The following is a 25,255-nucleotide window of genomic DNA, read 5'->3' as shown; positions in this document are numbered from 1 at the left end:
CAAATGATAATTCTATATCACAGATGAATAGACTATAACGAAATGGATATTTTTATTCCTGTTTTTTACTGCCAATAATGGGTTATCTGCCGACTTTGTGAGAGAAACCCTGATGAGCACTTTTACCCGCAATAATTGTCCTAATCTGATACCGGAGAGTTTGGGCCGTCTGCCAGAAGCATATGGTACTCCACTATGGGTTTACGATAGTGAAGCAATTATTCAAAAAATCAAATTGTTATGTCAGTTCGATGTAGTCAGGTTTGCTCAGAAAGCTTGTTCTAATACTCACATTTTGCGCCTGATGCGTGAATATGGTGTGAAAGTTGATGCCGTTTCATTAGGAGAAATTGAGCGTGCTTTACGGGCAGGGTTTTGTCCAGGACAAGAAATAGCAGACATCGTTTTCACTGCTGATTTAATCGATGTGTCGACGCTGCAAAGAGTAACTGAATTGGATATTCCGGTTAATGCGGGTTCTATCGATATGTTGGAACAGATTGGTCAATATAAAAAAGGGCACCCGGTGTGGTTGCGGATCAATCCTGGATTCGGCCATGGTCATAGCCAGAAGACGAATACGGGCGGGGAAAACAGTAAACATGGTATTTGGTATCAGGATCTTCCACAGGCAATTGAAAAAATACGTCACTATGGATTGAAATTGCTTGGTTTACATATGCATATTGGCTCTGGTGTTGATTATCAACACCTTGCGAGTGTGTGTAATGCGATGGTTGAACAGGTTATTCTCTGCGGTGAAGATATTCAGGCAATTTCAGCTGGTGGTGGTTTGTCGACTCCTTATCGGCAGGGAGATGAGCAAATCAATGTCGCTCATTATTTTGGGTTGTGGGATGATGCCCGTAAAAGGATTGAACAGCATTTAGGTCATAAAGTTGAGCTAGAAATCGAACCGGGGCGTTTTTTGGTAGCGGAATCGGGCATTCTGATGACGGAAGTTAGGGCGGTTAAGCAGATGGGGGGCCGTAATTATGTTCTGGTGGATGCGGGGTTTAATGACTTAATGCGTCCAGTAATGTATGGCAGTTATCACCATATCTCAGTCTTGCCTGCTGATGGACGTAAGATTGAGCAATTGCCATTGCGGGAAACATTAGTTGCGGGGCCGTTATGTGAATCCGGTGATATCTTTACACAGGTTGAAGGTGGGGGGATTGCGCCAAGAGCGTTGCCGCCTGTTCAAGTTGGCGACTATTTAGTTTTTCATGACACTGGTGCTTATGGGGCATCAATGTCCTCTAATTACAATAGCCGTCCGCTGATCTCTGAGGTGCTGTTTGTTAATGGTAGCCCCCAATTAATTCGTCGTCGCCAAACGATTGAAGAGTTATTAGCGTTGGAAGAGGTATCTTTTGCATATCATCCCCTTGAGGGGAGACCATCCGGCTTTGGTCAGTGGATTCTGGCGAACAGACAGACAGCCTAAGAATCAATATTTCTTTGCTTAGGGCGCTATTGTTTTTGATGTTCGAGGTGCGGAGACAGGCACAATGATTTGGCATCTGATACGGGAAGCGGCAAGTATGTCGGAATAACGGATTATCTACTGCCTTATAATTATAACCTGAGGTTTGCTTAAGAAGGGAATTCAGTGCCTGAGGCACGATCAAAGTTTTTGTCAAATAAAACAGAATCGTGGAGATCCTCAAACATGTCTAATTTAGAAGAACTTTACTGCGGCGTCGATGATTTTTGCCAAAAATTTATTCCTCTCTGGCATCAACAGTTAATTGAAAATGGCTTGCTCAAACATCGCCGCGACGCTTACCCTTTCTCTCAGTGATGTGATGACGATCCTCATTTTATTCCACATGAGCCATTAGTGATTTTAAATCCTTTTATTTTGAGTATGTGACACTTTATTTCTATAAAGAATTCCCCAAATTAGTCAGTTATACCCGAATGTTCACACTGAAAAAAAGAGCACTTATCCCCCTGTGTGCATTTCTCACGTCGAGGAAAAAGCAGTACAGGCTGGTTTTATGGCTTTAAACTTCACCTGCTTATCAATGATTGTGGGGAGCTTTTAGCGATCAAGTTGACCCCGGTTAATACAGATAATTGCCAACCGGTCAAACAGTTAGTGAAAGGGTTGAGTGGGTATGTATATGGAGAAAAATTATCTTTCACAAGCACTGTGTGAAGAGCTGACAGCGGAAGGAATGACATTGGTGACGAATGTACGCAAGAATATGAAAGCCAACGCTTTATCACTATGGGATAAACTGATGTTAAGAAAGCATTTTGTGATAGAGACTGTTGTGGATCAGTTGAAAAATATTTCTCAGATAGAACACTCAAGACATCGTAGTGTTCTCGGTTTTCTGCTGGAAGTCGTGTCAGGATTAATGGCCTACACTTTTCAGCCGAAAAAGCCGAGCTTAAATTTGTGTAATTTTGAAATAGCTATCCTTAAACAAAACTGAGATTAACTATAACGATAAAGGATGTCCATAATACTGGAGATAATTCATACGAGCTGGATAAACCAGCCCGATAAATTAAAAATAATCAATGGCAAGTATATGAGAATCCTTAACTATTGAGTAGAAAGCATGAGGAACCCAAGAGTCAATGTAAATGGAATCCCCTTGCTTAAGGCTATCCCTACGGCGTTCTCTCTGCTTATTCAGCCATAAAACACCAACTTCTCCTTGAAGGACATAAACAACTTCTTTGACCTTATGACCAGTATTCAATTTCATCTTATACAAATCATTGCAAAGTGGGGTAGTTTTAAGCACCATTAACTCAGGGTCAGCAAGCGTTTTCATTACATGACGGTAATGATAAAGATCACCAGCCTCACTTGTTTTTATTCTCTCAAATTGAGTTCCTTCGCGACTAATTTTTACTCCAGATTCCAGATCATAAGGATAATTATCTAGCAAAGACAAAATATCTTGCACTGTCAGACTAATGGAACTTGCAAAAGCCTTGATGCTATTGAAATCATTGAAAAATATTTCGCCTTTAAGAATAAGATTAAGAAATGGTATATTGTCCAGAGACTTCTTGTGGCTATTCAATAATGCGGAAATTGCACCTTGATTGAAAACAAATAGATGATTTTTCATGGCTCATATTTTACGTAGTATAGAATGGAGATCCGCAACATCCTGAAAGGATAGACCTGAAGATTTAATTATTGCTACTTCCCGTACCATCGCAAGTAAAGGAGCTAATTCATGTTCTTTATAACTAATATCCAATTTCTCAAGGGCATATTTAATTGATGCTTTACCTGAGTGCTTGCCCACTATAATTTTTCGAATACCTGCAACAAGATCGGGAGAAAACGGCTCAAAAGAAGCACTATTTTTTAGTGTTCCATTAGCATGAATCCCAGACTCATGTGAAAAAACGTTATCACCAACAATAGGCTGCCAAGGATAAAGAGGTATTTTGGTTGCTTTCGATACACACTCACAGAGACCTTTCAATGCTTCAGTTTTAATCCCTATATCAATATTATAATGTAATTTCAGTGAAAGCACTGTTTGAGCCATATCAGGCATACCAGCTCTTTCACCAATGCCATTAACTGTAGTATGGAAATAACGTGCACCTGCACGTAATCCTTCAATAGTATTGCTTACTGCATAACCAAAATCATTATGAGTATGACATTGAGTATCAATTGGTATAGCAGAAGATATTGTATTTACAACGTTATAATATTGTTGCGGAGTCAGTAAACCGACTGTGTCGGATAATCTTAATCTATTAGCCCCAGCCTCATAAACTTCACCTGCATAATCAACAACAAAATTCAGATCAGACCGTCCTACATCCTCAGCACTAATAGATACAAACGCTCCTCGCTGTTTAGCATAATCAACAAGATCACAAGCCTGTTTGATCAACCATGATTTACTTTTTTTAATACTGTTAACTAAGTGAATCTCGGAGGTAGGCAAGCCAATATGAACATGAGTAAAACCAAGATCCAGTGAATCAGAAATATCCTGCTTCATTCCCCTATTCCAAGCAATAAGATGAATATCCTGACCTTGTACACGCTCAAGCATTTCCCTGAGTGTATTAGATTCACTTCCACCCATAGCGTTAATTCCAGCCTCAATCCATTTAACACCACAATAAATTAAAGCATCCAGAATTTTTAATTTTGTCTCACGATTGAATGCCATACCAGGTGCCTGTTCACCATCTCGTAAAGTAGTATCTTCAAGAATAATGTCATCGCAGAAAGCCATATTAAATTATCTCACTTAGTTTTTTTGAAATTAAAGAAAAATAATCACATTGATCACTTTCTTCACCGTAGATTTCCTTCGTATATAAAAATAAAGATTTCACTTTATCGATCATCTGAAACGCATTGAAATTCTGATAAAGTGACTCAGCCAAATGCAAATCTTTACAACGTATTGCCAAGCTAACATCACTAGTTTTCTCTCCCGAAATGATATATTTCAGGGCAACATTCATATAAGCCGAACATCCTCGACAACTTGTGAATACCTTTTGCATAAGCACAATATCAATTTCCTGCAATAAACCCAGCTTAATAACTTCCAAAGCCCCGGCTAAATTTATACTTTCTGCTATATTGTTTAAGATTTTGAGCTGCTGAGCTTCACCCAACTTATTCGTATAGGTAATCTCTTTACAGAAGTAATATAGTAAAGGTTGGATCATGTCCCAAACTGCCTCATCTCCTGCTACAATAGCTGACAATGAACCATTCAATGCCCCTTCACTACCACCAGACACCGGACATTCAATATAGCTTAATGAATGACAACTTAACTTATTATGAATCTGGATTGCCTTAGTAGGTGAAATTGTACTTAAATCAATAATAATACTACCTTTTTCTAGAAAAGCTATCAGCCCGGTTACTTCATTCATAAGATATTTTTCAATGGCTGTTTCTCCTGCTGTACAGATAAAAATCACACGGCAATTTCTAGCCAGCTCTGAAATATTTTCACACCATATAGCTCCATGCTGTATAAGTTCAGTAGCTTTATTAGAACTTCTATTGTGTATATATAATTCAACATTTTCTTCTAACAGCTTAGAGCAGATTGCCTTTCCCAACCGCCCCAATCCAATAAAGCCAATATTATTCATATTCATAACTCTTTATAATTTTAATAACGATAAAATATTTTATTTATCCTTGTCATAATTAATTCTATCTAAAATTTAATTTGCACCACTAAATTGTGAATTTTCACAACCTGTTTTTATAAAAAAATAAAAATTATTTTTCCATTTTAGCCATCATATCTATAAATACATAAGAATGTGCGTTTATATAATAAATTATAAAAAACGACAATAAATAAAATTTTAATCTCTATCATTATATCAAATATTATTGAAAATCCTCATGTAGAATAAATTATTAATAACAAATAAAAATACTATTCTCCCATGATTTCATTAATATATCTTCCAAAGTAGATTATTGTTGGTGGCAATGCATACCACCAACTTTAATTACAGGAATATAATTTAAATAAAAACCATCTTCTGTGTGAAACATCTAAAATCAATCTTTATCATCGATAATTTATGGCAATAATTTCTGATTTAATATCCTTCTCATAATTAGAGAAACTATGAGATACATTTGGCAAGATAAATATTGAATCTCCTTCATTCATAACATCTTCTCTTAGTGAGTTATTCTCATCCAACCACTGTACCCGAACTTTTCCTTTCGTAACATACACTACCTCTTTTGAACCATGCCCTTCATTCAATTTCAAAGGTTGAGATTCATCACTGTGCAAATCTAAGCGCAAAGCCATTAAACCCGGATCAGTCCGAGTGGTGACCAAATGATGATAAGTATAATAGTGAGAGCCATCACGATATTCATCACGCTTATATCCGTCATTCCGCACCTCATTCCTGATTTAAAAATAGTGTGATCTTACGCATATTTTACATATTTATTGTTCCCATGAGATTGACGGCGATCGCCCATTTTGATCTATTACTTTTATTTGCCGGAAAGTGAATATGCTCAAGTCAGAACCTGCCATTAAACGTCTTGATCACCCTGGTCTCATCGCGGCTTTCTGCTATGAAGCCGGATTGCCCCGTATCATTGATGCCATCATGCCAAAATATTCGGGTCACACCGTTTCTCATGGCGAGGCTTTTCTTGCGATGATCCTTAACGGGTTGGGGTTTCACAGCCGGACACTGCACATGTTTTCCGGTTTTTTCCAGCATAAGCCGATTGAACGTTTGATTGGCCCCGGTATTGATGCTGGACATCTGAATGATGACGTGCTGGGTCGTACATTGGATGCTTTATATGAGGCCGGCGTGTCAGAAGTCTATCAGATACTGGCTGAACAGGTCATTGATAAATTGGGCATAACACCCCATTCTGTGCATCTCGACATCTCCAGTTTCCATGTGGATGGCGAGTACAAGTCTCCTCTGAAAGACGACACGCAGCGTATTGAACTGGTTCGGGGTACAGCCGCGGCCATCGGCCTGAGCTGAACCAGGTTATCCTTGAGCTGATTTGTGAAAATCAGGCCGGGATACCCGTTTACATGCAGGCGATGAGCGGAAATACCAATGATACCCGGGCGTTCACAGAATTCACAAAACATCATATTCGTTGCCTGAAAGCCGCGCAGAACAGCCGCTACTTTGTCGCCGATGCCGCCCTTTATAGCGAAGAGGCGATAACTTCACTGCATAAGCAAAAACAACGCTTCATTACCCGCGTGCCGTTAACGCTCAAAGAAGCTAAACAGCAGCTTTTGAACGTGGATCCCCATCAGCTACAGCCTTTCACCGAAGGTTATGCTGGATGTTGGGTTGAATCCTGCTATGGCGGGATCCCTCAACGCGGGTTGCTGGTGAGTAGTGCGGCTGCCCGTCAACGTGAAGGGCAGACTTTTACGAAAAATACGCTCAAATCAACGGAAAAAGAGCTGAAAGCGTTTGAAAAATTGTGCCAAAAAGGGTTTGCCTGCAAGGAAGATGCGTTATGCGCCCTGCGTGATTTTGGCTCCGAATGCCAGTTTATCGGTATTGACGCCCCACAAGTGGAGGAAATCATGACGTATCAAGGGCGTGGACGTCCGGCTAAAGATAAACCCTCTCAGATTCATTACCGGCTCTCAGGCCGGGCTTACAGTCAACTGGATAAAGTCGTGTATGCCCGACTCAAGGTGGGGATGTTTATTTTGGCGACCAATGAAACGGACGATAAAGCGCTGGATATGGCCGCGTTGCTCGCGAATGACAAAGCCCAGCAGAAAGTTGAGCGAGGTTTTCGATTCCTAAAAAGTCCTGAGTTCTTAACCTCATCCATGTACCTGAAAAAACCGGAACGCATCGAAGCCTTATTGATGGTGATGACGTGTAGCTTAATGGTGTATGCGGCGCTGGAACATAAAATTCGCACGGGTCTGAAACAAAGCAAGGCATTCTACCCGGATATGAAGCAGCAGCAGACGCAATTGCCCACCGCTCGTTGGGTATTTTTAACTTTCGAAGGTATTAATACCTTTGAATTTGAAGAACACCGGATGGTGACGGGAATGCAACCGTACCAAAATGCTCTGCTGAAAATATTGGGGCCACCATACGAGTCTTTTTATTTCTGAATTGGGTGCGGAATGTCGGCTATACGCTTATGTTCCTGTTTTTTCCTATTTATTGGGGTTATCTCTGGGGTGTATGACAATATCCTTCCTCATTCGAAAAATGAATATTGCTCTTTTTGAAAAAAATATTTTTGGATTCTTCTTATTTTTAGCAACTATAAACTGCATTCTCTTTGCAAGAGAAACAACACTTATTTCAGTTTGGCTGGATGCTCTACATAGAATATTATGGGGAGTAATAAGTGGATTTATTGTCATAATGGGAAGAAATATTCTTATAACCGAAGGAAATGAAAAGAGGACGAATAAGGATTTTTCTATCTTAAGCCTGGCGTTATTAAGCCTGCCATTTATAATCCCAGTCACTTTCTCTTTCTTCGGTTTAAACTCCCGTACATCAGCAGATTTTTTTTCTGCTTTTATTTATTCTATTGCTTCAATTATCTATTTTACTGGCTTTAAAAATAATAATGCAAAAAAACAAAAACATGATATTAAGGATTCTGTAAAAACAGACAATAAATTAGTTGTTTTCTTTTCTTTTTCAAGTTTGGTTATAATCAATGTTTGTTTTTTCCTCTCTTTAATGATTATGCCAGCAATGCGAACAAAATATTTTGAACATATTGATATGGTTCAAATGTATATCATACTACTGATTATATGGTTCCCCTGTGCAATTGGCATCATGAAAGTCATGAAATCCGTACTTTTTAAAAAAAGAATCATGGTAGGTAATATCATTCAATTATTTTCTCTCGGATTTTGTTCACTTGGGATTATTATAAATTCTGGCATGCTCTATTCACAATTATGGTGTTTTTAGCTAATACAATTATGCAACCTGTTTTTTTCTCTTATCTAGGGTTATATTCAAAAAACTCTCTTTATACTTTGGGTATGCAGTCAGGGATTTATGTATTTATTACTATGATTATTCTCTTTTATACTATTTGCTTAGGTGTTGGTCTTGAAGAAATCATTACTGGATTTACAATATTATTAATTTCTTCAATAGTTATTTCTACTATTTTTCTTTCAATGATTAATTCAAAAAAATAATAATGTCAGGTAGTGAAAAACGATAAGTTTATATAAAGCAGCTTTCATTGATAATATCTCAGCCTTGCCTTTATCTTTTAATTTATTAAATTAAGAGATAAAGGTAACGGATATTATTTGAAGATATCCTAATCTATTTTTCAAAAAGCATCGGCTTTAATAATGTTTTCAATCAGGGAATGAATTTTTTCATTAAATCATTAAATCATGAAAAACCTGAATAACAAAATCCGAAATAAACGATTTAATAGAATACGAATTGGGTCACTTTCAGCGTTATGATATTGCATTTATTATACAAAACCGTGATACCTTAAATTCGTCAATTTAAACAGGCTTTACACTGCTTTAACCCGTCCGATAGCACTTCTTTTTTACTGTTTGATTTAAACTATTCCCCTTTTATATCATTAATGTGATTTAACGCTAAAATCAATTTATATCGTTATTTTTCCAAGCTATTTTCGCGCCCTGTTAACGCTTAAATACCTATAATTTTTCTGGCGGATTAATCCGCCAGACTTTTCATTATCGTTGATGTAATAAAGCGTTATTAGGATGTTATTTTACTAATTTCGGGATATCAACGCTGAAATCAATCCACGGGTTGGTGCCCAGCATCTCTGCACCATCAACACTGGGTTCGTCATAGCGCATAACGAAATGCTTTGGTCCGTGGGCAAATGCCACGATCAATCCATCCTCAGCATCCAGAAACGCAGCATGCATTCCTAGCCCGGGATAGCTGAGACGCCAAGCAGGATCGCCAGCTTCCACACGTCCTACTGACAGCTTTGTAATCACGCCATCTGGCAGACGGAAGAACCAAGTCCACGGTCCGCCAGCCACAACTGTCATGACTTCATCAATACCCATCCCGTTTTCAGCGCTGTTCACATGCAGTTTACCGAATTTTTCGAGAACAGTTTTTCTGGTTTCAGCCGAAATTGCTTTCATATCGTAAACTTTAGGATAAGGTGCAACACCGACTTCCGACGTTGACAGGAAACCGCCGCGGTGAGCTTCCGGCTGGCGGCCAGCCAGTCGGATTTGTTCCAGAAGTTCTCCTCGGTGTAAAGGAAACAGCGAAATCAGCTTCTCGCTCTCTTCTTCCGTGAGCGCACGGGTTTTTGACGCTTCAAGAATAGGTCTGGCTTCTTTAGGGATCGGCGTTGTACTGACCCGAACCCCGATGGAAAATAAGACCTTGTTTACGTTCTCAATGCCAACGGTCGGCTGGCGTCCGTCAAGATAGGACAGAACAAGATTTTCTGATGTTGAAGTAACGGAACTGTTCATATCTACATCTCCTCAATTTTGATGTAACCGATAAGTTCATTTGCAGAACCGAGTATAGGGAGAGAGATAGTTTATTAAAACGCCTATTATGTGAAAACATTGTGCACTGATAGTAAACAATTATAGGGTCTTCTCTGATTTGACCATGACTTTTCAAAACCGGTTGGCCTGGCATTTATTTCAACCGGAGATTTGCCATTTAAAATCACCGATCACTTTTCAGATATTCAGCAGGTTTTGTCTAGTGCATTTATAAGGAAATCGATAAAAGCCCTTGTCTTGTTAGAGTGTTCTTTATGAAAGGGTTGTATGGCATAAAGTGCCTGCATGTCAGCTTCCCATTCCGGAAGTAGTCTGGCAAGTTTGCCTGACAGCAGCTCATCAGTGACCAGTAATTCAGGCAGTAAAATCACACCATGTCCGGAAAGAGCCGCCTGTTTGAGTGCAAGCCCGTTATTCACCACATAGGTTCCGGGCTTAAGGTCAACGACTTTCACATCATTTTGATTGTGAAATATCCAGCGTCGTGGAGAAGAAGATAAACTGTAGACAAGACAGTTATGGGAGGTGAGATTTTCAGGGATGAGTATTTTTTCAGAAGCCTCAATATATGCTGGTGAGGCACATAAGACTCGGGGGACTTTTATCAGTTTCCTAGAACGAAGGCTGGAGTCGCTCAGTTCACCTCCTCCACGTATCGCAACATCTATTCCATGCTCAATAAAATCGATATATTTATCAATCATGACAACTTCTACAGAAATACTAGGGTGAGTATGCATAAACTGGCATATCAGTGGATTTAATGCCTTTAGCCCCATAGACATTGGAATACTGACTTTTATCGAGCCTGTCAGAGTGTGAGACGTTTCTATAACCGATAAGTCAGCATTCTCAAGCTCATCCAGGATGTTGCACACCTGATGATAGTAATTCCTGCCGTTTGCGGTTATGTGCATGTTTCTGGTCGTTCGGTTAATCAGGGGGCTTTTGAGATACTCTTCAAGCTGATTGATGTTTTTACTGACAGCTGCCTTGGATAAGCCCAGATCTTGGGCGGCGGCTTTGAAACTGCCTAGTTCTACAACACGCCGGAAGACGCTGATTGCTCTTAACTTGTCCATAAGCACCACTGTTGAATGAGTTTAACTATCTAGTGTATCAATAAACTACGATAAAAAATTATGTTTAACCATTTGTTCAGTTATTGCAACTGAATCAGTTGGTTGCCGATCTGAGCCTCGACAAAGCTATGTTGAAGGATGTGCTGGTGTGACATTACAAGCGGATTGTCGTCTGTATCGTGAGTAGGGTGCTGTAGAGAGTAAATTTCATCTACTCTTTCAAAGGAAATATCGGATATTTTTGACTGCGTCTATTTTTTTGCGCAAAGCGAAATCCTACCTTGGCAACTTGGGACGATACCCTAAGGTATCGTCCCGTAATGACATCCATTCTTTAGTTGTCAGTATCAGGCCGCTTTCGTTTTTGGTTTTTTGTCCTGAACAGGAACAGCCAGCGCTTCTGGTTCAAACTCATCGACATTAATAGAACGCAGGCGGCTTGCTTCAGCACGTTTCAGAATTTCGGCTTCGTCTGGCGTGATCTTACGTTCCGCGAGTGCGCGTTCTGCCAGTTTATCAAGGCGAGTAAAGCCGAGGCGTTTACCTGCTTCGCGACTCAAGCGGGCATGGATCGGTTCTGCGGCAATAATGTCGTGCAGAGCTTCTTCCAGTAATCCGTGAGGATTGTGCTCGCTTGGTGTCAGATATTGACCGCGGCCAATGCGATCACGGGTAGCAGACGGTTGTTGTAAGATCTGGGCCAGTTTGTGATCCAGACGGTCAGATGGTGCTGAATGTACACGCCCTAGAGGGAAGACGATAACACGCATCAGGCCGGCGACCAGACGATTAGGGAAGTTACTCAGTAAATTATCTATTGCTTGTTCTGCCTGATACAAACTATCTTGAACTGCCCACTGAACTAGTGGCAAATCTTCTTTTTGACGACCTTCATCTTCATAGCGTTTCAACGTCGCGGAAGCCAGATAGGTTTGACTCAGAACATCCCCAAGCCGGGCGGAGACACGTTCACGGCGTTTCAGGCTACCACCTAATACCCCCATTGCCACATCTGATAATAGCGCAAGGTTGGCGCTCAGGCGGTTTAATTGTTGATAGTAACGGCGTGTTGCATCATTGACTGGTGTGCTGCTGGTGCGGCCATTGGTTAAGCCAAGCCAGAAGCTGCGTAACATGTTACTGGCAACGTGACCAAGGTGGCTAAACAGTGCTTTATCAAAGTCTTTAACACGGTTATTTTCAGCCGCAGCCATTTCATCAAGAACATAAGGATGGCAGCGGATAGCTCCCTGACCGTAGATAATCATGTTTCGGGTCAGAATATTGGCGCCTTCAACGGTAATGGCGATAGGTGCGCCTTGATAAGCGCGAGCAAGGAAGTTGGATGGACCAAGGCAAATCCCTTTACCACCGGCAATATCCATTGCATCAATAACAGATTTTTGGCCTCGGTGAGTACAGTGATATTTGACGATAGCGGATAACACAGAGGGTTTTTCACCTAGCATGATACCGGTTGTTGCAAGCGTTGAAGCGGCATCCATCAAATAGGCGTTACCGGCAATGCGTGCTAGTGGTTCTTCAATCCCTTCCATTTTACCAATTGGCATTTTGAATTGGCGGCGGATATAAGAGTATGCGCCAATCGCCATCGCAACACTTTTCAAACCGCCGGTTGCATTTGATGGCAGAGTGATACCGCGGCCAACAGACAGACACTCAACCAGCATCCGCCAGCCTTGTCCGGCCATTTTTGGCCCACCAATAATGTAGTCGATCGGAACAAAGATATCTTTACCGCGAGTTGGACCATTCTGGAATGGAATATTTAATGGGAAATGGCGATGACCAATTTCTACTCCCGGTACATTGGTCGGGATCAATGCACAGGTAATGCCCAATTCTTCTGTATCACCCAATAAATGGTCAGGGTCAGACAGTTTGAAAGCCAGACCGAGTACGGTAGCGATAGGGGCAAGTGTGATATAACGTTTGTTCCAGGTCAGGCGCATACCGAGAATTTGTTCACCTTGCCATTCTCCCATACAGACTACGCCTGTATCTGGGATTGATCCGGCATCAGAGCCAGCTTCCGGGCTGGTCAGTGCGAAACATGGGATCTCTTCACCACGGGCAAGCCTAGGTAGATAGTGGTTCTTCTGCTCTTCGGTGCCATAATGCTGTAATAATTCACCAGGGCCGAGAGAGTTAGGTACACCTACGGTAATTGCTAGAATGCCGGATGTACCTGCTAATTTTTGCAGTACTCGTGCTTGAGCATAGGCTGAGAACTCCAGACCGCCATACTCTTTTTTAATGATCATGGCAAAGAAGCGGTGTTCTTTCAGGTAATGCCATAACTCAGGTGGTAAATCAGCCAGTTCATGGCTTATCTGGAAATCATTAGTCATACGGCAAGCTTCTTCTACCGGGCCGTCCAGAAATGCTTGTTCTTCAGCGGTTAACTGAGGCTTTGGATAGTCATGTAATTTTTTCCAGTCGGGTTTACCGCGGAACAGTTCGCCTTCCCACCAGGTAGTACCTGCATCAAGAGCTTCTTTTTCTGTGCGAGATAGACTTGGCATCACCTTACGGAAGGCTTTTAAGGCCGGAACAGTAAGTAAGGAGTGGCGCATTGGCGCAAAATTCAGTGGGAACAGAATAATGGCCATTGGTAACAACATCCAGTAGCTCCATGCATCAATAGCGCCCATCAAGACGGTATAGACAAGGAGCAGTAGGCTGCTAAGACTGAGATTGACTTTGTGATAGCAAAGTATCCCAATCAATACTAAGAATAGAACAATACTCAATGTGGTCATAATAAAAGCTCCTGGTTAATCTCAGGGTCAGGTAAGTCATCAGAGGTCGGACCTGTTGTGATGTTCTTCTCTTTTTAGACCAGGAAATTGCTTTTAGCAATATCTTTACATCTTAATTACAATGTAGCTCACAAACTCATGGTGATCGGGAGCGGATTAATTCTCCAGAAACGTGATGTTGTCTTCTTTCAATTCTCTTGATCCGGTAAACTGCCATCCGACACAACATTGAAGATTACCTGACCGAAGTGAGGAGCCTATGTATCAAGACCTGATCCGTAGTGAATTGAACGAAGCCGCGGATACGCTGGCAAAGTTTTTAAGTGACGATGCAAATATTGAAGCAATTCAAAAAGCAGCAGTATTGCTGGCTGATTCATTTAAAGCGGGTGGCAAGGTACTGTCCTGCGGTAATGGGGGTTCGCATTGTGATGCGATGCATTTTGCTGAAGAATTGACAGGCCGTTACCGCGAAAATCGCCCTGGCTATCCAGCGATTGCGATTTCTGATGTCAGCCATCTTTCCTGCGTCAGTAATGATTTCGGGTATGAATTTGTTTTTTCTCGTTATGTGGAAGCGGTTGGGAAAGAGGGGGATGTGTTACTGGGTATTTCTACTTCCGGTAATTCCGGTAATATTATTAAAGCAGTTGAAGCTGCCCGCTTAAAGGGCATGAAAGTCATTACGCTGACAGGCAAGGATGGCGGTAAAATGGTAGGAACCGCTGATGTGGAAATTCGTGTCCCGCATTTTGGTTATGCAGATCGTATTCAGGAAATTCATATCAAAGTTATTCATATCCTGATTCAACTTATCGAAAAAGAGATGGTTAAAGCCTGATTTTACAGGCTACAGAGGTGGGCAATGTGTGAGTTACTTGGCATGAGTGCAAATGTGCCAACAGATATCTGCTTTAGTTTAGGTGGCTTGATTCAACGAGGTGGTCATACTGGGCCCCATAAAGATGGTTGGGGGATCACATTTTATGAGGGGCGGGGCTGTCGCACATTTAAAGATCATCAACCAGGTTACAATTCGCCCGTTGCCCGCTTTGTACAAGAGTACCCGATTAAATCTAGAGTGGTGGTTTCTCATATCCGGCAGGCAAACCGCGGTAATGTTGCGTTGGAAAATACTCATCCTTTCATTCGTGAGATGTGGGGACGCAACTGGACTTATGCCCATAATGGGCAACTTCGGGGCTATCGGCAGCTTGAAACTGGTCAGTATCGTCCCGTTGGACAAACGGATAGTGAACATGCTTTTTGCTGGATTTTACAGCGACTTTCACAAAAATACCCAAGAACTCCCTCGAACTGGCCTAAGGTTTTTCGTTTTATTGCCTCACTCGCAGATGAACTCAGCAAAAAAGGCGTATTCAATATGTTGCTGTCGGATGGGCGTTTTGTGATGGCATATTGTTCAACCAACCTTTATTGGATTACCCGTCGGGCACCGTTTGGAAAAGCAAAACTTCTGGATCAGGATATTGAAATTGATTTTCAACAACATACACAGCCGGATGATGTTGTTTCTGTTATTGTTACTCAACCTTTAACGGGTAATGAAGCTTGGAATCGTATTGAGCCGGGTCGCTATGCACTATTTCATCTTGGTGAACGCATATTGTGATTGATGCTGCAAAAGTGGCGATTTTTCAGGTGTAGCATTAACCACATATTGGCCGTTAATGACGCTAATCGTTGCTGGCCGGTGATTTTTTACAAAATACTCATAGGCTGGCTGTAATTGTAGCCAAAACATGTAATAGGAGGATGAACGGTGGCGTAACATATTCTGCGGTGTCATTCTGAATGGATAAATACTGATATTAATTTCATACTGCCCGCGCAATAATGCACTTTCTACATAATCGTAGATTTCATCTATGTAACCATTAGTCATAGCGTAACAACCGACAGATTTACACTCTCCGTGGATCATTAAATAGTTGCCGGAATAGCCTCTGAATTTATCGTATTCATTTGGAAAACCGAGATTAATAGATCGGTAATATCGACTATTTGGATTGAGTTGATGGGGTTTTACACGATAGAAACCTTCCGGGCTTTTCAGGTCGCCTTCTGTGGTTTTGGGACCAAGGCCGCCAGAGTAATTACAGATGGGGTAGCTTTTAGACAGTTGGTAGCTTCCATGACTATTTTTAGTATAAAGCTCCAATATCCGCTCTTCTTTGAATATTTGGATAAAGACAGGAGAGCCAGGCTGCACAGGGAAATTTTGCTTCAATTGCACTAAAGTATCCTGAGCATAGACAGGAGTGAATGAACTAAATAACAACAATATTATTGCAGGAAAAGCCGCAGTTTTTTTCATGTGACTACCGTAATAGTGATGTAGCGGACTAACTAAAAATTTAGCTTAAGATTGCCATGAGTCATCGACTTTGTGAATAGAAAATGATGACGGTAACTTTATCACTACAAAGTGATTGTTAGGTTAAAATACAATCAGTTGTCGGTAAAGGTGATATAATCATTCGTTTTTTGCGATCGGTTAATCATTCAGTGCCAAAATTATTCCTGTTTGCTTGAACTAAATCACTTGATTAGTCAGACAGTCTAAGAAGGGAGATGTTAAAATTGCCGCCTGGAGATTAACAAAAAATAGTAACAATTATCGGAGAACTATAACCTGGGCACGATTCGTGACTTAAGGGGTTTTTTATAGAGTGGCTATATTACCACCAGGTAATCTGTAGCATATGATTTAATTGATAAACTTGTGCAAATCTTATGATTAAAATTAAAAAAGGACTCGACCTCCCGATTGCAGGAGCGCCTGCTCAAGTAATAGAAGACGGTCCGACGATTCGCCATGTAGCACTGTTGGGTGAAGAGTATGTTGGAATGCGTCCTTCTATGTTGGTGAAGGAAGGTGAGCATGTTAAGAAGGGCCAGATTCTTTTTGAAGATAAAAAGAATCCAGGTGTGGTTTTCACCAGCCCAGCCTGTGGGCAGGTTGTGGCGATTAATCGTGGTGAACAACGTATTTTGCAGTCAATTGTGATTGAGATAACGGGAGACGAACAGGTTAATTTTGACCGTTATGATCGTTCCCAACTTTCTCAGTTATCCCGAGAACAAGTGGAAAAGAATCTGATTGATTCTGGGTTATGGACTGCACTGCGTACCCGTCCTTACAGTCGAAATCCTGCTCCCGGCTCCTCGCCAAAAGCAATTTTTGTAACCGCGATGGATACTCAGCCTCTGGCTGCAAATCCACAGGTTATTATTGCTACCGATGAAGAGGCTTTTGTTGATGGTCTGAATGTGCTGACTAGACTGACCGAAGGTAAAGTCCATGTTTGCCATAGTGCAGGAAGCTTGCCGAGTGTCGGTAATAATGCACAAATCACTTATAATCAGTTCTCAGGTCCGCACCCTGCGGGATTAGCTGGAACTCACATTCACTTTATTGAACCCGTCAGTGCGACTAAAACGGTATGGCACCTGGGATACCAGGATGTGATTGCTATCGGTAAATTATTCACTACCGGCACACTTTATACTGATCGTGTCATTGCACTGGCCGGTCCACAGGTTGAAAAACCACGTCTTATACGTACTTGCTTAGGAGCTGATCTGCTTGAGTTAACTCAGGAGCAGCTTAAAGAGGGTGAAAACCGTATTATTTCAGGTTCCGTATTGTGCGGTACACAGTCAGATGAGGTTCATCACTATCTTGGTCGTTTCCACACTTTGGTTTCCGTTTTGCGTGAAGGTCGCGAAAAAGAGCTATTTGGTTGGATAATGCCGGGTATCGATAAATTTTCCATCACCCGCACCACCATTGGTCATTTCCTGAAAAATAAGCGCTTTGCTTTTTCAACGACAATGAATGGCGGTGAACGTTCTATGGTACCAATCGGTAACTATGAGCGTGTTATGCCTTTGGATATCATGGCAACACATTTACTGCGGGATCTGCTGGCGGGTGATACCGATAGTGCTCAGGCACTGGGTTGTCTGGAGTTAGATGAGGAAGACTTAGCGCTTTGTACCTATGTCTGTCCTGGCAAGTATGAATATGGTCCGGTACTGCGTGAAGTGCTGACTAAGATTGAGCAGGAAGGATGATTTCATGGGCCTGAAAAACTATTTTGAAAAAATTGAGCACCACTTTGAGCCCGGGGGCAAATTAGAAAAATACTATCCGTTGTATGAAGCGGTAACAACGGTTTTCTATACACCAGGTACCGTAACTTCTGGCCGTGCTCATATCCGTGATGCCATCGATCTAAAGCGTATGATGATCATGGTATGGCTGGCCGTATTCCCGGCAATGTTCTGGGGAATGTATAACGTTGGTCAGCAGGCGATCCCTGCGTTGTATCATTTATATAGTGGCGCAGAATTACAGCAAATTCTGGCATCTGATTGGCACTATCGTGTTGCTCAGTTTTTCGGTGCATCACTGACGCCAGGCGCTAGCTGGTGTAGCGAAATGTTGCTTGGCGCAACTTACTTTTTACCTATTTATATCGTTGTATTTGTGGTTGGCGGCTTCTGGGAAGTACTGTTTGCCATTATCCGTAAACATGAAATTAATGAAGGTTTTTTTGTTACTTCTATTTTGTTTGCGTTGATTGTTCCACCTACTATTCCTTTGTGGCAGGCTGCGCTAGGTATTACATTTGGTGTTGTCATTGCGAAAGAGGTTTTTGGTGGGACAGGCCGTAATTTCCTGAATCCGGCACTGGCTGGCCGTGCTTTTCTATTCTTTGCTTATCCTGCACAGATTTCAGGTGATTTGGTATGGACTGCGGCTGATGGTTTCTCTGGGGCGACCCCGTTATCTCAATGGGCGGCTGGTGGTAGTCAGGGATTAGTGAATACCGTTACCGGTCAGCCTGTTACCTGGATGGATGCTTTCATTGGTAATATTCCTGGCTCTATCGGTGAAGTGTCTACTCTAATGATTTTCATCGGTGGTGCAATTATCCTGTTTACCCGTATTGCTTCATGGCGGATTGTCGCCGGGGTGATGTTGGGTATGGTTGCAACTTCCTACCTATTTAATGCTATCGGTTCAGATACTAATCCGTTGTTTGCTATGCCGTGGTATTGGCATATGGTTCTGGGGGGTTTTGCTTTTGGTATGATCTTTATGGCAACAGATCCAGTATCGGCTTCATTTACCGATAAAGGTAAATGGTGGTACGGCATTCTGATTGGTGTGATGTGTGTTCTGATCAGGGTTGTTAACCCGGCATATCCAGAAGGTATGATGCTGGCGATTCTGTTCGCAAACCTGTTTGCGCCATTGTTTGATTATCTGGTAGTGCAAGCCAATATTAAGCGGAGAAAAGCCCGTGGCTAATGATAAACCCAAAAATAATGACAGCGTCGGCAGAACATTTATCGTTGTTTTTGTGCTATGTCTCGTTTGCTCAATTGTGGTAGCAGGTTCTGCGGTAGGGCTGAAATCTCAGCAACAGGAACAGAAATTGCTGGATAAACAGCGTAATATCCTCGATGTTGCGGGGTTATTCAAGCCTCAGATGAGTGCCGATGAAGTTAAAGAAACGTTCAAAAGTCGGATTAAAACCGAGTTATTGAATCTGGAGACGGCAACGCTTGAAAGCAGTCAGGGCAAGTTTAACCTGAACGATGCGTTGCGCAGTGATGATACCAGTATTGCATTACCGCCTGAAAAGGATCTGGCGAAAATTCGCCGTCGCGCCAATATGGCCGAGGTCTATCTGGTGAAAAATGAACAGGGTAAAACTCGCGAAATCGTTCTGCCTATTTATGGTTCTGGCCTGTGGTCTGTCATGTATGCTTTTATCTCCGTTGATGTGGACGGCAAAACGGCTCGTGGTATCACTTATTATTCGCACGGCGAAACACCGGGGTTGGGGGGAGAAGTGGATAACCCACAATGGCGTAAAAAGTGGATAGGTAAAAAACTGTATAACGATGAAGGCAATCCGGCGATCAAAATTGTTCGTGGCGGGGCTGCTGCCGATGACTCTTATGGTGTTGATGGCTTGTCTGGTGCGACTCTGACCTCTGCCGGTGTCCAGAATATGTTTAATTTCTGGTTAGGGGATAACGGTTTTGGTCCGTTCCTGAAAAAAGTACGCGAAGGAGCGTTGAAAGATGGCTGATAGTAAAGAAATAAAACGAGTCCTGCTTGGGCCACTCTTGGATAATAACCCAATTGCATTGCAGGTTCTGGGGATTTGCTCAGCGCTGGCGGTAACAACCAAGCTGGAAACGGCGTTGGTAATGACAATAGCGGTAACATTGGTTACTGCCTTTTCCAGCTTTTTTATCTCGTTGATCCGTCATTACATCCCCGGCAGTGTGCGAATCATTGTCCAGATGGCGATTATTGCATCATTGGTTATCGTGGTAGATCAGATTTTGCAGGCTTATGCTTATGAAATTTCCAAGCAGTTGTCTGTATTTGTTGGCCTTATCATTACTAACTGTATCGTGATGGGACGTGCGGAAGCCTATGCGATGAAATCTCCACCCATCGAGAGCTTTATGGATGGTATCGGTAATGGTCTGGGTTACGGTGTTATTCTGGTAATGGTTGGTTTTCTGCGTGAGTTGTTTGGTTCCGGCAAGCTGTTCGGAATTACCGTGATGGAATCGGTACAGAATGGCGGCTGGTATCAGCCTAATGGTCTGTTCCTGTTAGCCCCTAGCGCGTTTTTCATTATTGGTATGCTGATTTGGGGTCTGAGGACGTTAAAACCGGCGCAGGTTGAGAAGGAGTAACTGACAACATGGAACATTTTATAAGCCTGTTTGTCCGCGCCGTCTTTATTGAGAATATGGCGTTGGCTTTCTTCCTCGGTATGTGCACTTTTTTGGCCGTATCGAAAAACGTCACAACGGCGTTTGGTCTGGGTATTGCCGTCACGGTGGTTTTAGGGATCTCTGTTCCTGCTAATAACCTGGTGTATAACTTGGTATTGCGTGACGGTGCATTGGTTGAAGGGGTTGATCTCAGCTTCCTGAACTTTATTACATTTATTGGCGTGATTGCTGCATTAGTGCAGATTCTTGAAATGATCCTTGATCGTTATTTCCCTTCACTCTATAACGCGCTCGGCATTTTTTTACCACTGATTACCGTTAACTGTGCAATTTTTGGTGGTGTCTCTTTCATGGCACAGCGTGATTATAGTTTTTCGGAATCCGTTGTATATGGTTTTGGCTCAGGTATAGGCTGGATGTTGGCGATTGTTCTGCTAGCTTCTATCCGTGAAAAAATGAAATATGCTGATGTTCCGGCAGGGCTGAAAGGATTGGGGATCACCTTTGTCACTACGGGTTTGATGGCATTGGGTTTTATGTCCTTCTCTGGTGTGCAGTTATAAGGGCGAGAAGCGTTCATGGATATAATAATTTTAGGCGTAGTGATGTTTACCCTAATTGTGTTGGTACTGACGGCGCTGATTTTGTTTGCAAAATCAAAGTTAGTTAACACTGGGAATATTAGGGTTGAAGTTAATGGTGATCCGGAAAAGAGCTTTACCGCTCCTGCCGGTGATAAATTGCTAAATATGTTGTCAAGCCAGGGGATTTTTGTCTCTTCTGCTTGTGGTGGTGGTGGCTCTTGTGGTCAGTGTCGCGTAAAGATTAAAGATGGCGGTGGCGACATTCTGCCAACAGAACTTTCTCACATTAGTAAACGTGAAGCGAAAGAGGGTTGTCGTCTGGCTTGTCAGGTCAATGTAAAACAGGACCTGAAAATTAAGTTACCGGAAGAGATATTCGGTGTTAAGAAATGGGAATGTGAAGTTATCTCCAACGATAACAAAGCAACTTTCATTAAAGAGCTAAAATTGAAGATCCCTGATGGGGAAGTTGTGCCTTTCCGTGCAGGTGGTTATATCCAGATTGAAGCGCAGCCACATATTGCTCGTTACGAGGATTATGATGTGCCGAAAGAATACCGTGAGGACTGGGATAAATTTAATTTGTTCCGTTTTGTTTCTGAGGTGAAAGAGCCAACAGTTCGTGCTTACTCAATGGCAAACTATCCAGAAGAACACGGAATTATCATGCTTAACGTTCGTATTGCGACGCCGCCGCCAAAAAATTCGGAAGCGCCTCCGGGAATTATGTCTTCTTATATTTGGTCACTAAAACCCGGTGATAAAGTGACTATTTCTGGTCCGTTCGGTGAATTTTTCGCAAAAGATACTGATGCGGAAATGATCTTCATCGGTGGTGGCGCAGGTATGGCGCCAATGCGTTCTCATATCTTTGATCAGCTTAATCGATTGAATTCCAAACGTAAGATTAGCTTCTGGTATGGTGCTCGTTCTAAACGTGAAATGTTCTATACAGAGGATTTCGATCAGCTAGCGGCTGAAAATGAAAACTTTACCTGGAATGTAGCTCTATCTGATGCACTGCCAGAAGATAACTGGGATGGTCACACAGGCTTTATCCATAATGTTCTGTATGAGAATTATTTGAAGGATCATCCGGCTCCAGAAGATTGTGAGTTCTATATGTGTGGGCCTCCGGTTATGAATGCCGCGGTGATCAAAATGTTGAAAGATCTTGGTGTCGAGGATGAAAACATCATGTTGGATGATTTCGGTGGCTGATAGGCCATAAATATACCCTATGGATTTTAGATGCATCGCGACGGCAAGGGAGCGAATCCCCGGGAGCATAGAAAACTATGTGACCGGGGTGAGTGAGCGCAGCCAACAAAGAGGCAGTTTGAAAGATAACGGGTATAGTTTGATTTTAATGACTGGCGCCCACAACTTTGTGGGCGCTAACAATTCAGAAAGAGTAATTAACTGTGCGTAAAAAGATAAGTAGCTGGATAGCGTTAATATTTGCAGTATTGCTGCTGGCGGCATGCGATGGTCTGGAGCAGAAAAATATTCATGGGCAAACAATGGGGACTTACTATTCCATTAAATTTGTTACGGGTTCGTCGGCGCCTTCGTCAGAAGCTCTGCAAAAAGAGATTGATCGTTTGCTGGAGGAGGTTAACGACCAGATGTCGACATATCGCCCTGATTCTGAATTGAGTCGTTTTAATCAAAGCCGTCAAATTGATCGGCCATTCCCGGTATCGCCTGCGACAGCCAAAGTGGTTAAAGAAGCGATCTACATTAATAAATTGACGGATGGCGCTTTGGATGTGACGGTTGGCCCATTGGTTAATTTATGGGGGTTTGGTCCTGAGGGGCACGTGACGAAAGCACCTTCTGCAAGTGAACTGGAAAAACGCCGTGAATGGACTGGGATTGATAAACTGGTGGTAGAAGGTAATAACCTGATTAAAACTGTTCCAGAGCTATATATCGATTTATCATCTATTGCTAAAGGTTATGGCGTAGATGTTGTTGCCGAATATCTGGAATCGCAGAATATCAAGGATTATATGGTTGATATTGGCGGTGAAGTCCGTACATCAGGCCATAATGGTAAAGATCTGCCGTGGCGGATTGCGATTGAAAAGCCATCTGACACTGGCATGGCACAAAATGCTCAGGAAGTGATAATGCCTGGGAATATGTCGATAGCGACTTCTGGTGATTACCGTAATTACTTTGAACAAGATGGTGTGCGTTATTCACATACGATTGATCCAAAAACGGGGAACCCTATTTCTCATAATTTAGTTTCTATTACAGTGATTGCTCCAGCTTGTATGAGTGCTGATGGCCTTTCTACTGGACTGAATGTTTTAGGGCCGGAAAAAGGGATGGAAGTTGCAGAAAATCTGAGTATCCCGGTTTTTATGATCATAAAAACGAAAAATGGTTTTGAAGAGCGTTACAATAAAGCCTTTGAGCCATACTTACAGAAAAATCAATGAGAAGGGGAAGAAAATGCTGAAAGTATTTATTGCAGCCTTCGTCTTTTTCCTGCTGGCTTTTGCGGGAATGTCGTTAGGCTATATGATTAAACGTAAAAGCATACAAGGGAGCTGTGGTGGTTTAAGCAGTATTGGCGTAGAGAAAATATGTGACTGCCCGGAACCTTGTGATGCTCGTAAGAGACGTATGGCGCGTGAAGCTGCGCGGCAGATTCAATTAGAGAAACATCGAATTATCTGAGTTTAACAAATCTGCGTAATACTCCTTCCTCAATACTCATTGAGAGCAAAGCGAACTTTTAGAGAGATTTCACGTAGTTTGAGATAAAGAAAATAAAAAACAGAGATGTTAGTTTGATAAAATCCCCTTCACATTAAACGGTTTACTGTGAAGGGTTTTTTAAATACACACTCCATTAATATAGGTTTTAAAATAAAGTGAGCAACCTGAATTCATATAAATATGAAATTCAGATTATTTAATTGTACCTTTTAAAGTTATTTAATCGACAGGAGGCCATTTACATTGTGCGAGGATTTTTTTAAATAAGAAATTAAACTTCCAATTTAAAATGAAAAATATAAAAAGATTTTAAAATTGTAATATAGGTTAATGATGATTTAGCATGCATTATTACATATGGCTTTATATTTTTTTAAAAATAATTTTCCATTTAATAAAATAAAACCCTAATATTAACAGGATTAAAATATTAAAGGATAAACTTTTATGTTTAAGAAATTATTAGCAGTTGGGGTATTATCGGCAGGTATTACATTAACCGGAGGAATTGGGTCTGCATCGGCAAGCGTATATATTCCTTGGGACAATTGTTATAGTTCGGGTATATTCCATAACAATGGTCTATATATACCCTATGGATTTCAAGATGGATCGCGACGGCAAGGGAGAGAATCCCCGGGAGCATAGGTAACTATGTGACCGGGGTGAGCGAGTGCAGCCAACAAAGAGGCAACTTGAAAGATGACGGGTATAAATCAATGAGTAAATAGTCTAATGATATAAAGATACCCGTTTATGTTCTTTTAAGATAATCTCTCTTTTTTTAGGGTTTAAATCTTGCCAAATTAACCGTTTTACTATTTTTTTCATAGTTTTCTTCGTAAAATAACGACGGGAAAACACTTTAATATGAACTTATTTAGATTATATTCTTTTTCTCGCTGTTTTCTTTTTAATTCTCTTTTAATGTTTAATAGCTTTCGATTAAATGCGATTTACCCTTTATCTGAAAAGTGCATTTATTGATTTAAATTGGTCTTTTATATAAAACTTTAATTGGTAGATTCACATAATAAGTGCAACATCGTTAATCTGGAAGTAAACATGTTCGTATTCCCTTAAATAATTCATTCGGTGTTTTCCCACCCCGTGTTTTTCGGGGGCGATTATTTAATCGGTTTACCACAAAATTTATTTCCTGATCAGAGATTTCATTAAAATCGGTTTCCTTTGGAAAGTATTGTCTGATTAACCCATTGATATTCTCATTG

General features: G+C 41.5%; 21 protein-coding genes and 3 pseudogenes. 15 read left to right on the top strand and 9 right to left on the bottom strand.

Annotation, left to right across the window (positions count from 1 at the left end; genetic code table 11):
- The first annotated feature begins 112 nt into the window (after positions 1 to 112).
- The 3 genes and pseudogenes from lysA (at position 113) to AACQ83_RS16700 (ending at position 2,450) form a co-directional block, all read left to right on the top strand.
- Entirely contained in the window at positions 113 to 1,450 is a 1,338-nt protein-coding gene (lysA, locus tag AACQ83_RS16705) for a diaminopimelate decarboxylase (protein WP_112878737.1), read from the top strand.
- A pseudogene (locus tag AACQ83_RS24690) lies at positions 1,359 to 1,559 on the top strand (hypothetical protein); the annotation flags it as partial. The gene lysA and the pseudogene AACQ83_RS24690, both read left to right, overlap by 92 nt.
- A 116-nt stretch (positions 1,560 to 1,675) precedes the next feature.
- Positions 1,676 to 2,450 (top strand): annotated as a pseudogene (locus AACQ83_RS16700) (IS982 family transposase).
- A gap of 75 nt (positions 2,451 to 2,525) precedes the next feature.
- Here AACQ83_RS16700 and AACQ83_RS16695 read toward each other — a convergent pair.
- The 4 genes from AACQ83_RS16695 to AACQ83_RS16680 all read right to left on the bottom strand — a co-directional run bounded on the left by AACQ83_RS16695 (position 2,526) and on the right by AACQ83_RS16680 (position 5,906).
- Entirely contained in the window at positions 2,526 to 3,101 is a 576-nt protein-coding gene (locus AACQ83_RS16695) for a cupin domain-containing protein (protein WP_112878736.1), read from the bottom strand.
- A gap of 3 nt (positions 3,102 to 3,104) precedes the next feature.
- Positions 3,105 to 4,241: a homocitrate synthase/isopropylmalate synthase family protein gene (locus AACQ83_RS16690; protein WP_112878735.1), complete on the bottom strand. Its 1,137-nt coding sequence runs from the start codon at positions 4,239 to 4,241 to the stop codon at positions 3,105 to 3,107.
- Position 4,242: 1 nt separating this feature from the next.
- A complete protein-coding gene (locus AACQ83_RS16685) occupies positions 4,243 to 5,124 on the bottom strand; it encodes an NAD(P)-dependent oxidoreductase (RefSeq protein ID WP_158537789.1) in 882 nt (293 codons plus the stop codon).
- A 434-nt stretch (positions 5,125 to 5,558) separates the two neighbouring features.
- On the bottom strand, positions 5,559 to 5,906 hold the full coding sequence (locus AACQ83_RS16680) for a cupin domain-containing protein (protein WP_112878733.1): 348 nt from the start codon (positions 5,904 to 5,906) through the stop codon (positions 5,559 to 5,561).
- A 118-nt stretch (positions 5,907 to 6,024) separates the two neighbouring features.
- Here AACQ83_RS16680 and AACQ83_RS16675 point away from each other — a divergent pair.
- Both AACQ83_RS16675 and AACQ83_RS16670 read left to right on the top strand, forming a co-directional pair.
- Positions 6,025 to 7,637 (top strand): annotated as a pseudogene (locus AACQ83_RS16675) (IS1634 family transposase).
- Between the two features lie 73 nt (positions 7,638 to 7,710).
- Positions 7,711 to 8,463, top strand: coding sequence for a hypothetical protein (locus AACQ83_RS16670; protein WP_112878732.1), 753 nt, complete (start codon positions 7,711 to 7,713; stop codon positions 8,461 to 8,463).
- 797 nt (positions 8,464 to 9,260) lie between these two features.
- On the opposite strand, the gene AACQ83_RS16665 is transcribed toward AACQ83_RS16670, so the two are convergent.
- The 3 genes from AACQ83_RS16665 to fadE form a co-directional block, all read right to left on the bottom strand.
- A complete protein-coding gene (locus AACQ83_RS16665) occupies positions 9,261 to 9,998 on the bottom strand; it encodes a hypothetical protein (RefSeq protein WP_192881039.1) in 738 nt (245 codons plus the stop codon).
- Between the two features lie 227 nt (positions 9,999 to 10,225).
- Positions 10,226 to 11,122 carry a LysR family transcriptional regulator gene (locus tag AACQ83_RS16660; RefSeq protein ID WP_112878731.1) on the bottom strand — a complete coding sequence of 299 codons (897 nt, stop codon included), beginning with the start codon at positions 11,120 to 11,122 and terminating at the stop codon, positions 10,226 to 10,228.
- A 347-nt stretch (positions 11,123 to 11,469) separates the two neighbouring features.
- Positions 11,470 to 13,905, bottom strand: a complete 2,436-nt coding sequence (gene fadE / locus AACQ83_RS16655) for an acyl-CoA dehydrogenase FadE (RefSeq protein ID WP_112878730.1) — start codon at positions 13,903 to 13,905, stop codon at positions 11,470 to 11,472.
- A gap of 259 nt (positions 13,906 to 14,164) precedes the next feature.
- On the opposite strand from fadE, the gene lpcA reads away from it, so the two are divergent.
- Together lpcA and AACQ83_RS16645 are read left to right on the top strand one after the other, a co-directional pair.
- Complete coding sequence (lpcA, locus tag AACQ83_RS16650) at positions 14,165 to 14,746, top strand: D-sedoheptulose 7-phosphate isomerase (RefSeq protein ID WP_112878729.1); 582 nt, start codon at positions 14,165 to 14,167, stop codon at positions 14,744 to 14,746.
- A gap of 24 nt (positions 14,747 to 14,770) precedes the next feature.
- On the top strand, positions 14,771 to 15,538 hold the full coding sequence (locus AACQ83_RS16645) for a class II glutamine amidotransferase (protein WP_112878728.1): 768 nt from the start codon (positions 14,771 to 14,773) through the stop codon (positions 15,536 to 15,538).
- Here the strand turns inward: AACQ83_RS16645 and AACQ83_RS16640 are convergent.
- Positions 15,509 to 16,243 carry a L,D-transpeptidase family protein gene (locus AACQ83_RS16640; protein ID WP_112878727.1) on the bottom strand — a complete coding sequence of 245 codons (735 nt, stop codon included), beginning with the start codon at positions 16,241 to 16,243 and terminating at the stop codon, positions 15,509 to 15,511. The genes AACQ83_RS16645 and AACQ83_RS16640 overlap by 30 nt on opposite strands.
- A 419-nt stretch (positions 16,244 to 16,662) precedes the next feature.
- Here AACQ83_RS16640 and AACQ83_RS16635 point away from each other — a divergent pair, with 419 nt between their 5' ends.
- The 8 genes from AACQ83_RS16635 to nqrM all read left to right on the top strand — a co-directional run bounded on the left by AACQ83_RS16635 (position 16,663) and on the right by nqrM (position 23,981).
- A complete protein-coding gene (locus AACQ83_RS16635; protein ID WP_112878726.1) occupies positions 16,663 to 18,006 on the top strand; it encodes a Na(+)-translocating NADH-quinone reductase subunit A in 1,344 nt (447 codons plus the stop codon).
- A gap of 4 nt (positions 18,007 to 18,010) precedes the next feature.
- A complete protein-coding gene (locus tag AACQ83_RS16630) occupies positions 18,011 to 19,249 on the top strand; it encodes an NADH:ubiquinone reductase (Na(+)-transporting) subunit B (protein WP_112878725.1) in 1,239 nt (412 codons plus the stop codon).
- The gene (locus AACQ83_RS16625) at positions 19,242 to 20,039 is read left to right on the top strand and encodes a Na(+)-translocating NADH-quinone reductase subunit C (protein WP_112878724.1); all 798 of its coding nucleotides are present in this window, start codon (positions 19,242 to 19,244) and stop codon (positions 20,037 to 20,039) included. Before AACQ83_RS16630 ends, AACQ83_RS16625 begins: the two co-directional genes overlap by 8 nt.
- On the top strand, positions 20,032 to 20,661 hold the full coding sequence (locus AACQ83_RS16620) for an NADH:ubiquinone reductase (Na(+)-transporting) subunit D (protein ID WP_112878723.1): 630 nt from the start codon (positions 20,032 to 20,034) through the stop codon (positions 20,659 to 20,661). Before AACQ83_RS16625 ends, AACQ83_RS16620 begins: the two co-directional genes overlap by 8 nt.
- 8 nt (positions 20,662 to 20,669) lie before the next feature.
- Positions 20,670 to 21,266: an NADH:ubiquinone reductase (Na(+)-transporting) subunit E gene (gene nqrE, locus AACQ83_RS16615; protein WP_112878722.1), complete on the top strand. Its 597-nt coding sequence runs from the start codon at positions 20,670 to 20,672 to the stop codon at positions 21,264 to 21,266.
- Between the two features lie 15 nt (positions 21,267 to 21,281).
- Positions 21,282 to 22,508, top strand: a complete 1,227-nt coding sequence (gene nqrF / locus AACQ83_RS16610) for an NADH:ubiquinone reductase (Na(+)-transporting) subunit F (RefSeq protein ID WP_112878721.1) — start codon at positions 21,282 to 21,284, stop codon at positions 22,506 to 22,508.
- Positions 22,509 to 22,711: 203 nt separating this feature from the next.
- Positions 22,712 to 23,740: an FAD:protein FMN transferase gene (locus AACQ83_RS16605; protein WP_112878720.1), complete on the top strand. Its 1,029-nt coding sequence runs from the start codon at positions 22,712 to 22,714 to the stop codon at positions 23,738 to 23,740.
- A 13-nt stretch (positions 23,741 to 23,753) separates the two neighbouring features.
- Complete coding sequence (gene nqrM, locus AACQ83_RS16600) at positions 23,754 to 23,981, top strand: (Na+)-NQR maturation NqrM (protein ID WP_112878719.1); 228 nt, start codon at positions 23,754 to 23,756, stop codon at positions 23,979 to 23,981.
- Between the two features lie 1,090 nt (positions 23,982 to 25,071).
- On the opposite strand, the gene AACQ83_RS16595 is transcribed toward nqrM, so the two are convergent.
- Positions 25,072 to 25,255 (bottom strand): transposase (locus AACQ83_RS16595; RefSeq protein WP_370446037.1); only part of this gene is annotated, 184 nt, incomplete at its 5' end.

Source organism: Photorhabdus sp. S10-54, assembly GCF_963878145.1.
Lineage (GTDB): Bacteria > Pseudomonadota > Gammaproteobacteria > Enterobacterales > Enterobacteriaceae > Photorhabdus > Photorhabdus kayaii.
This window is presented reverse-complemented; position numbering and strand designations above follow the sequence as displayed.

Bases quoted from the DNA above. Each gene is read 5' to 3' on its own strand.
- AACQ83_RS16635 (WP_112878726.1), top strand. From the start codon at position 16,663: ATGATTAAAATTAAAAAAGGACTCGACCTCCCGATTGCAGGAGCGCCT.
- fadE (WP_112878730.1), bottom strand. From the start codon at position 13,905: ATGACCACATTGAGTATTGTTCTATTCTTAGTATTGATTGGGATACTT.
- AACQ83_RS16695 (WP_112878736.1), bottom strand. From the start codon at position 3,101: ATGAAAAATCATCTATTTGTTTTCAATCAAGGTGCAATTTCCGCATTA.
- AACQ83_RS16670 (WP_112878732.1), top strand. From the start codon at position 7,711: ATGACAATATCCTTCCTCATTCGAAAAATGAATATTGCTCTTTTTGAA.
- AACQ83_RS16665 (WP_192881039.1), bottom strand. From the start codon at position 9,998: ATGAACAGTTCCGTTACTTCAACATCAGAAAATCTTGTTCTGTCCTAT.
- lysA (WP_112878737.1), top strand. From the start codon at position 113: ATGAGCACTTTTACCCGCAATAATTGTCCTAATCTGATACCGGAGAGT.
- AACQ83_RS16630 (WP_112878725.1), top strand. From the start codon at position 18,011: ATGGGCCTGAAAAACTATTTTGAAAAAATTGAGCACCACTTTGAGCCC.
- AACQ83_RS16690 (WP_112878735.1), bottom strand. From the start codon at position 4,241: ATGGCTTTCTGCGATGACATTATTCTTGAAGATACTACTTTACGAGAT.
- nqrM (WP_112878719.1), top strand. From the start codon at position 23,754: ATGCTGAAAGTATTTATTGCAGCCTTCGTCTTTTTCCTGCTGGCTTTT.
- nqrE (WP_112878722.1), top strand. From the start codon at position 20,670: ATGGAACATTTTATAAGCCTGTTTGTCCGCGCCGTCTTTATTGAGAAT.
- AACQ83_RS16660 (WP_112878731.1), bottom strand. From the start codon at position 11,122: ATGGACAAGTTAAGAGCAATCAGCGTCTTCCGGCGTGTTGTAGAACTA.
- AACQ83_RS16645 (WP_112878728.1), top strand. From the start codon at position 14,771: ATGTGTGAGTTACTTGGCATGAGTGCAAATGTGCCAACAGATATCTGC.
- nqrF (WP_112878721.1), top strand. From the start codon at position 21,282: ATGGATATAATAATTTTAGGCGTAGTGATGTTTACCCTAATTGTGTTG.
- AACQ83_RS16685 (WP_158537789.1), bottom strand. From the start codon at position 5,124: ATGAATAATATTGGCTTTATTGGATTGGGGCGGTTGGGAAAGGCAATC.
- AACQ83_RS16620 (WP_112878723.1), top strand. From the start codon at position 20,032: ATGGCTGATAGTAAAGAAATAAAACGAGTCCTGCTTGGGCCACTCTTG.
- AACQ83_RS16640 (WP_112878727.1), bottom strand. From the start codon at position 16,243: ATGAAAAAAACTGCGGCTTTTCCTGCAATAATATTGTTGTTATTTAGT.
- lpcA (WP_112878729.1), top strand. From the start codon at position 14,165: ATGTATCAAGACCTGATCCGTAGTGAATTGAACGAAGCCGCGGATACG.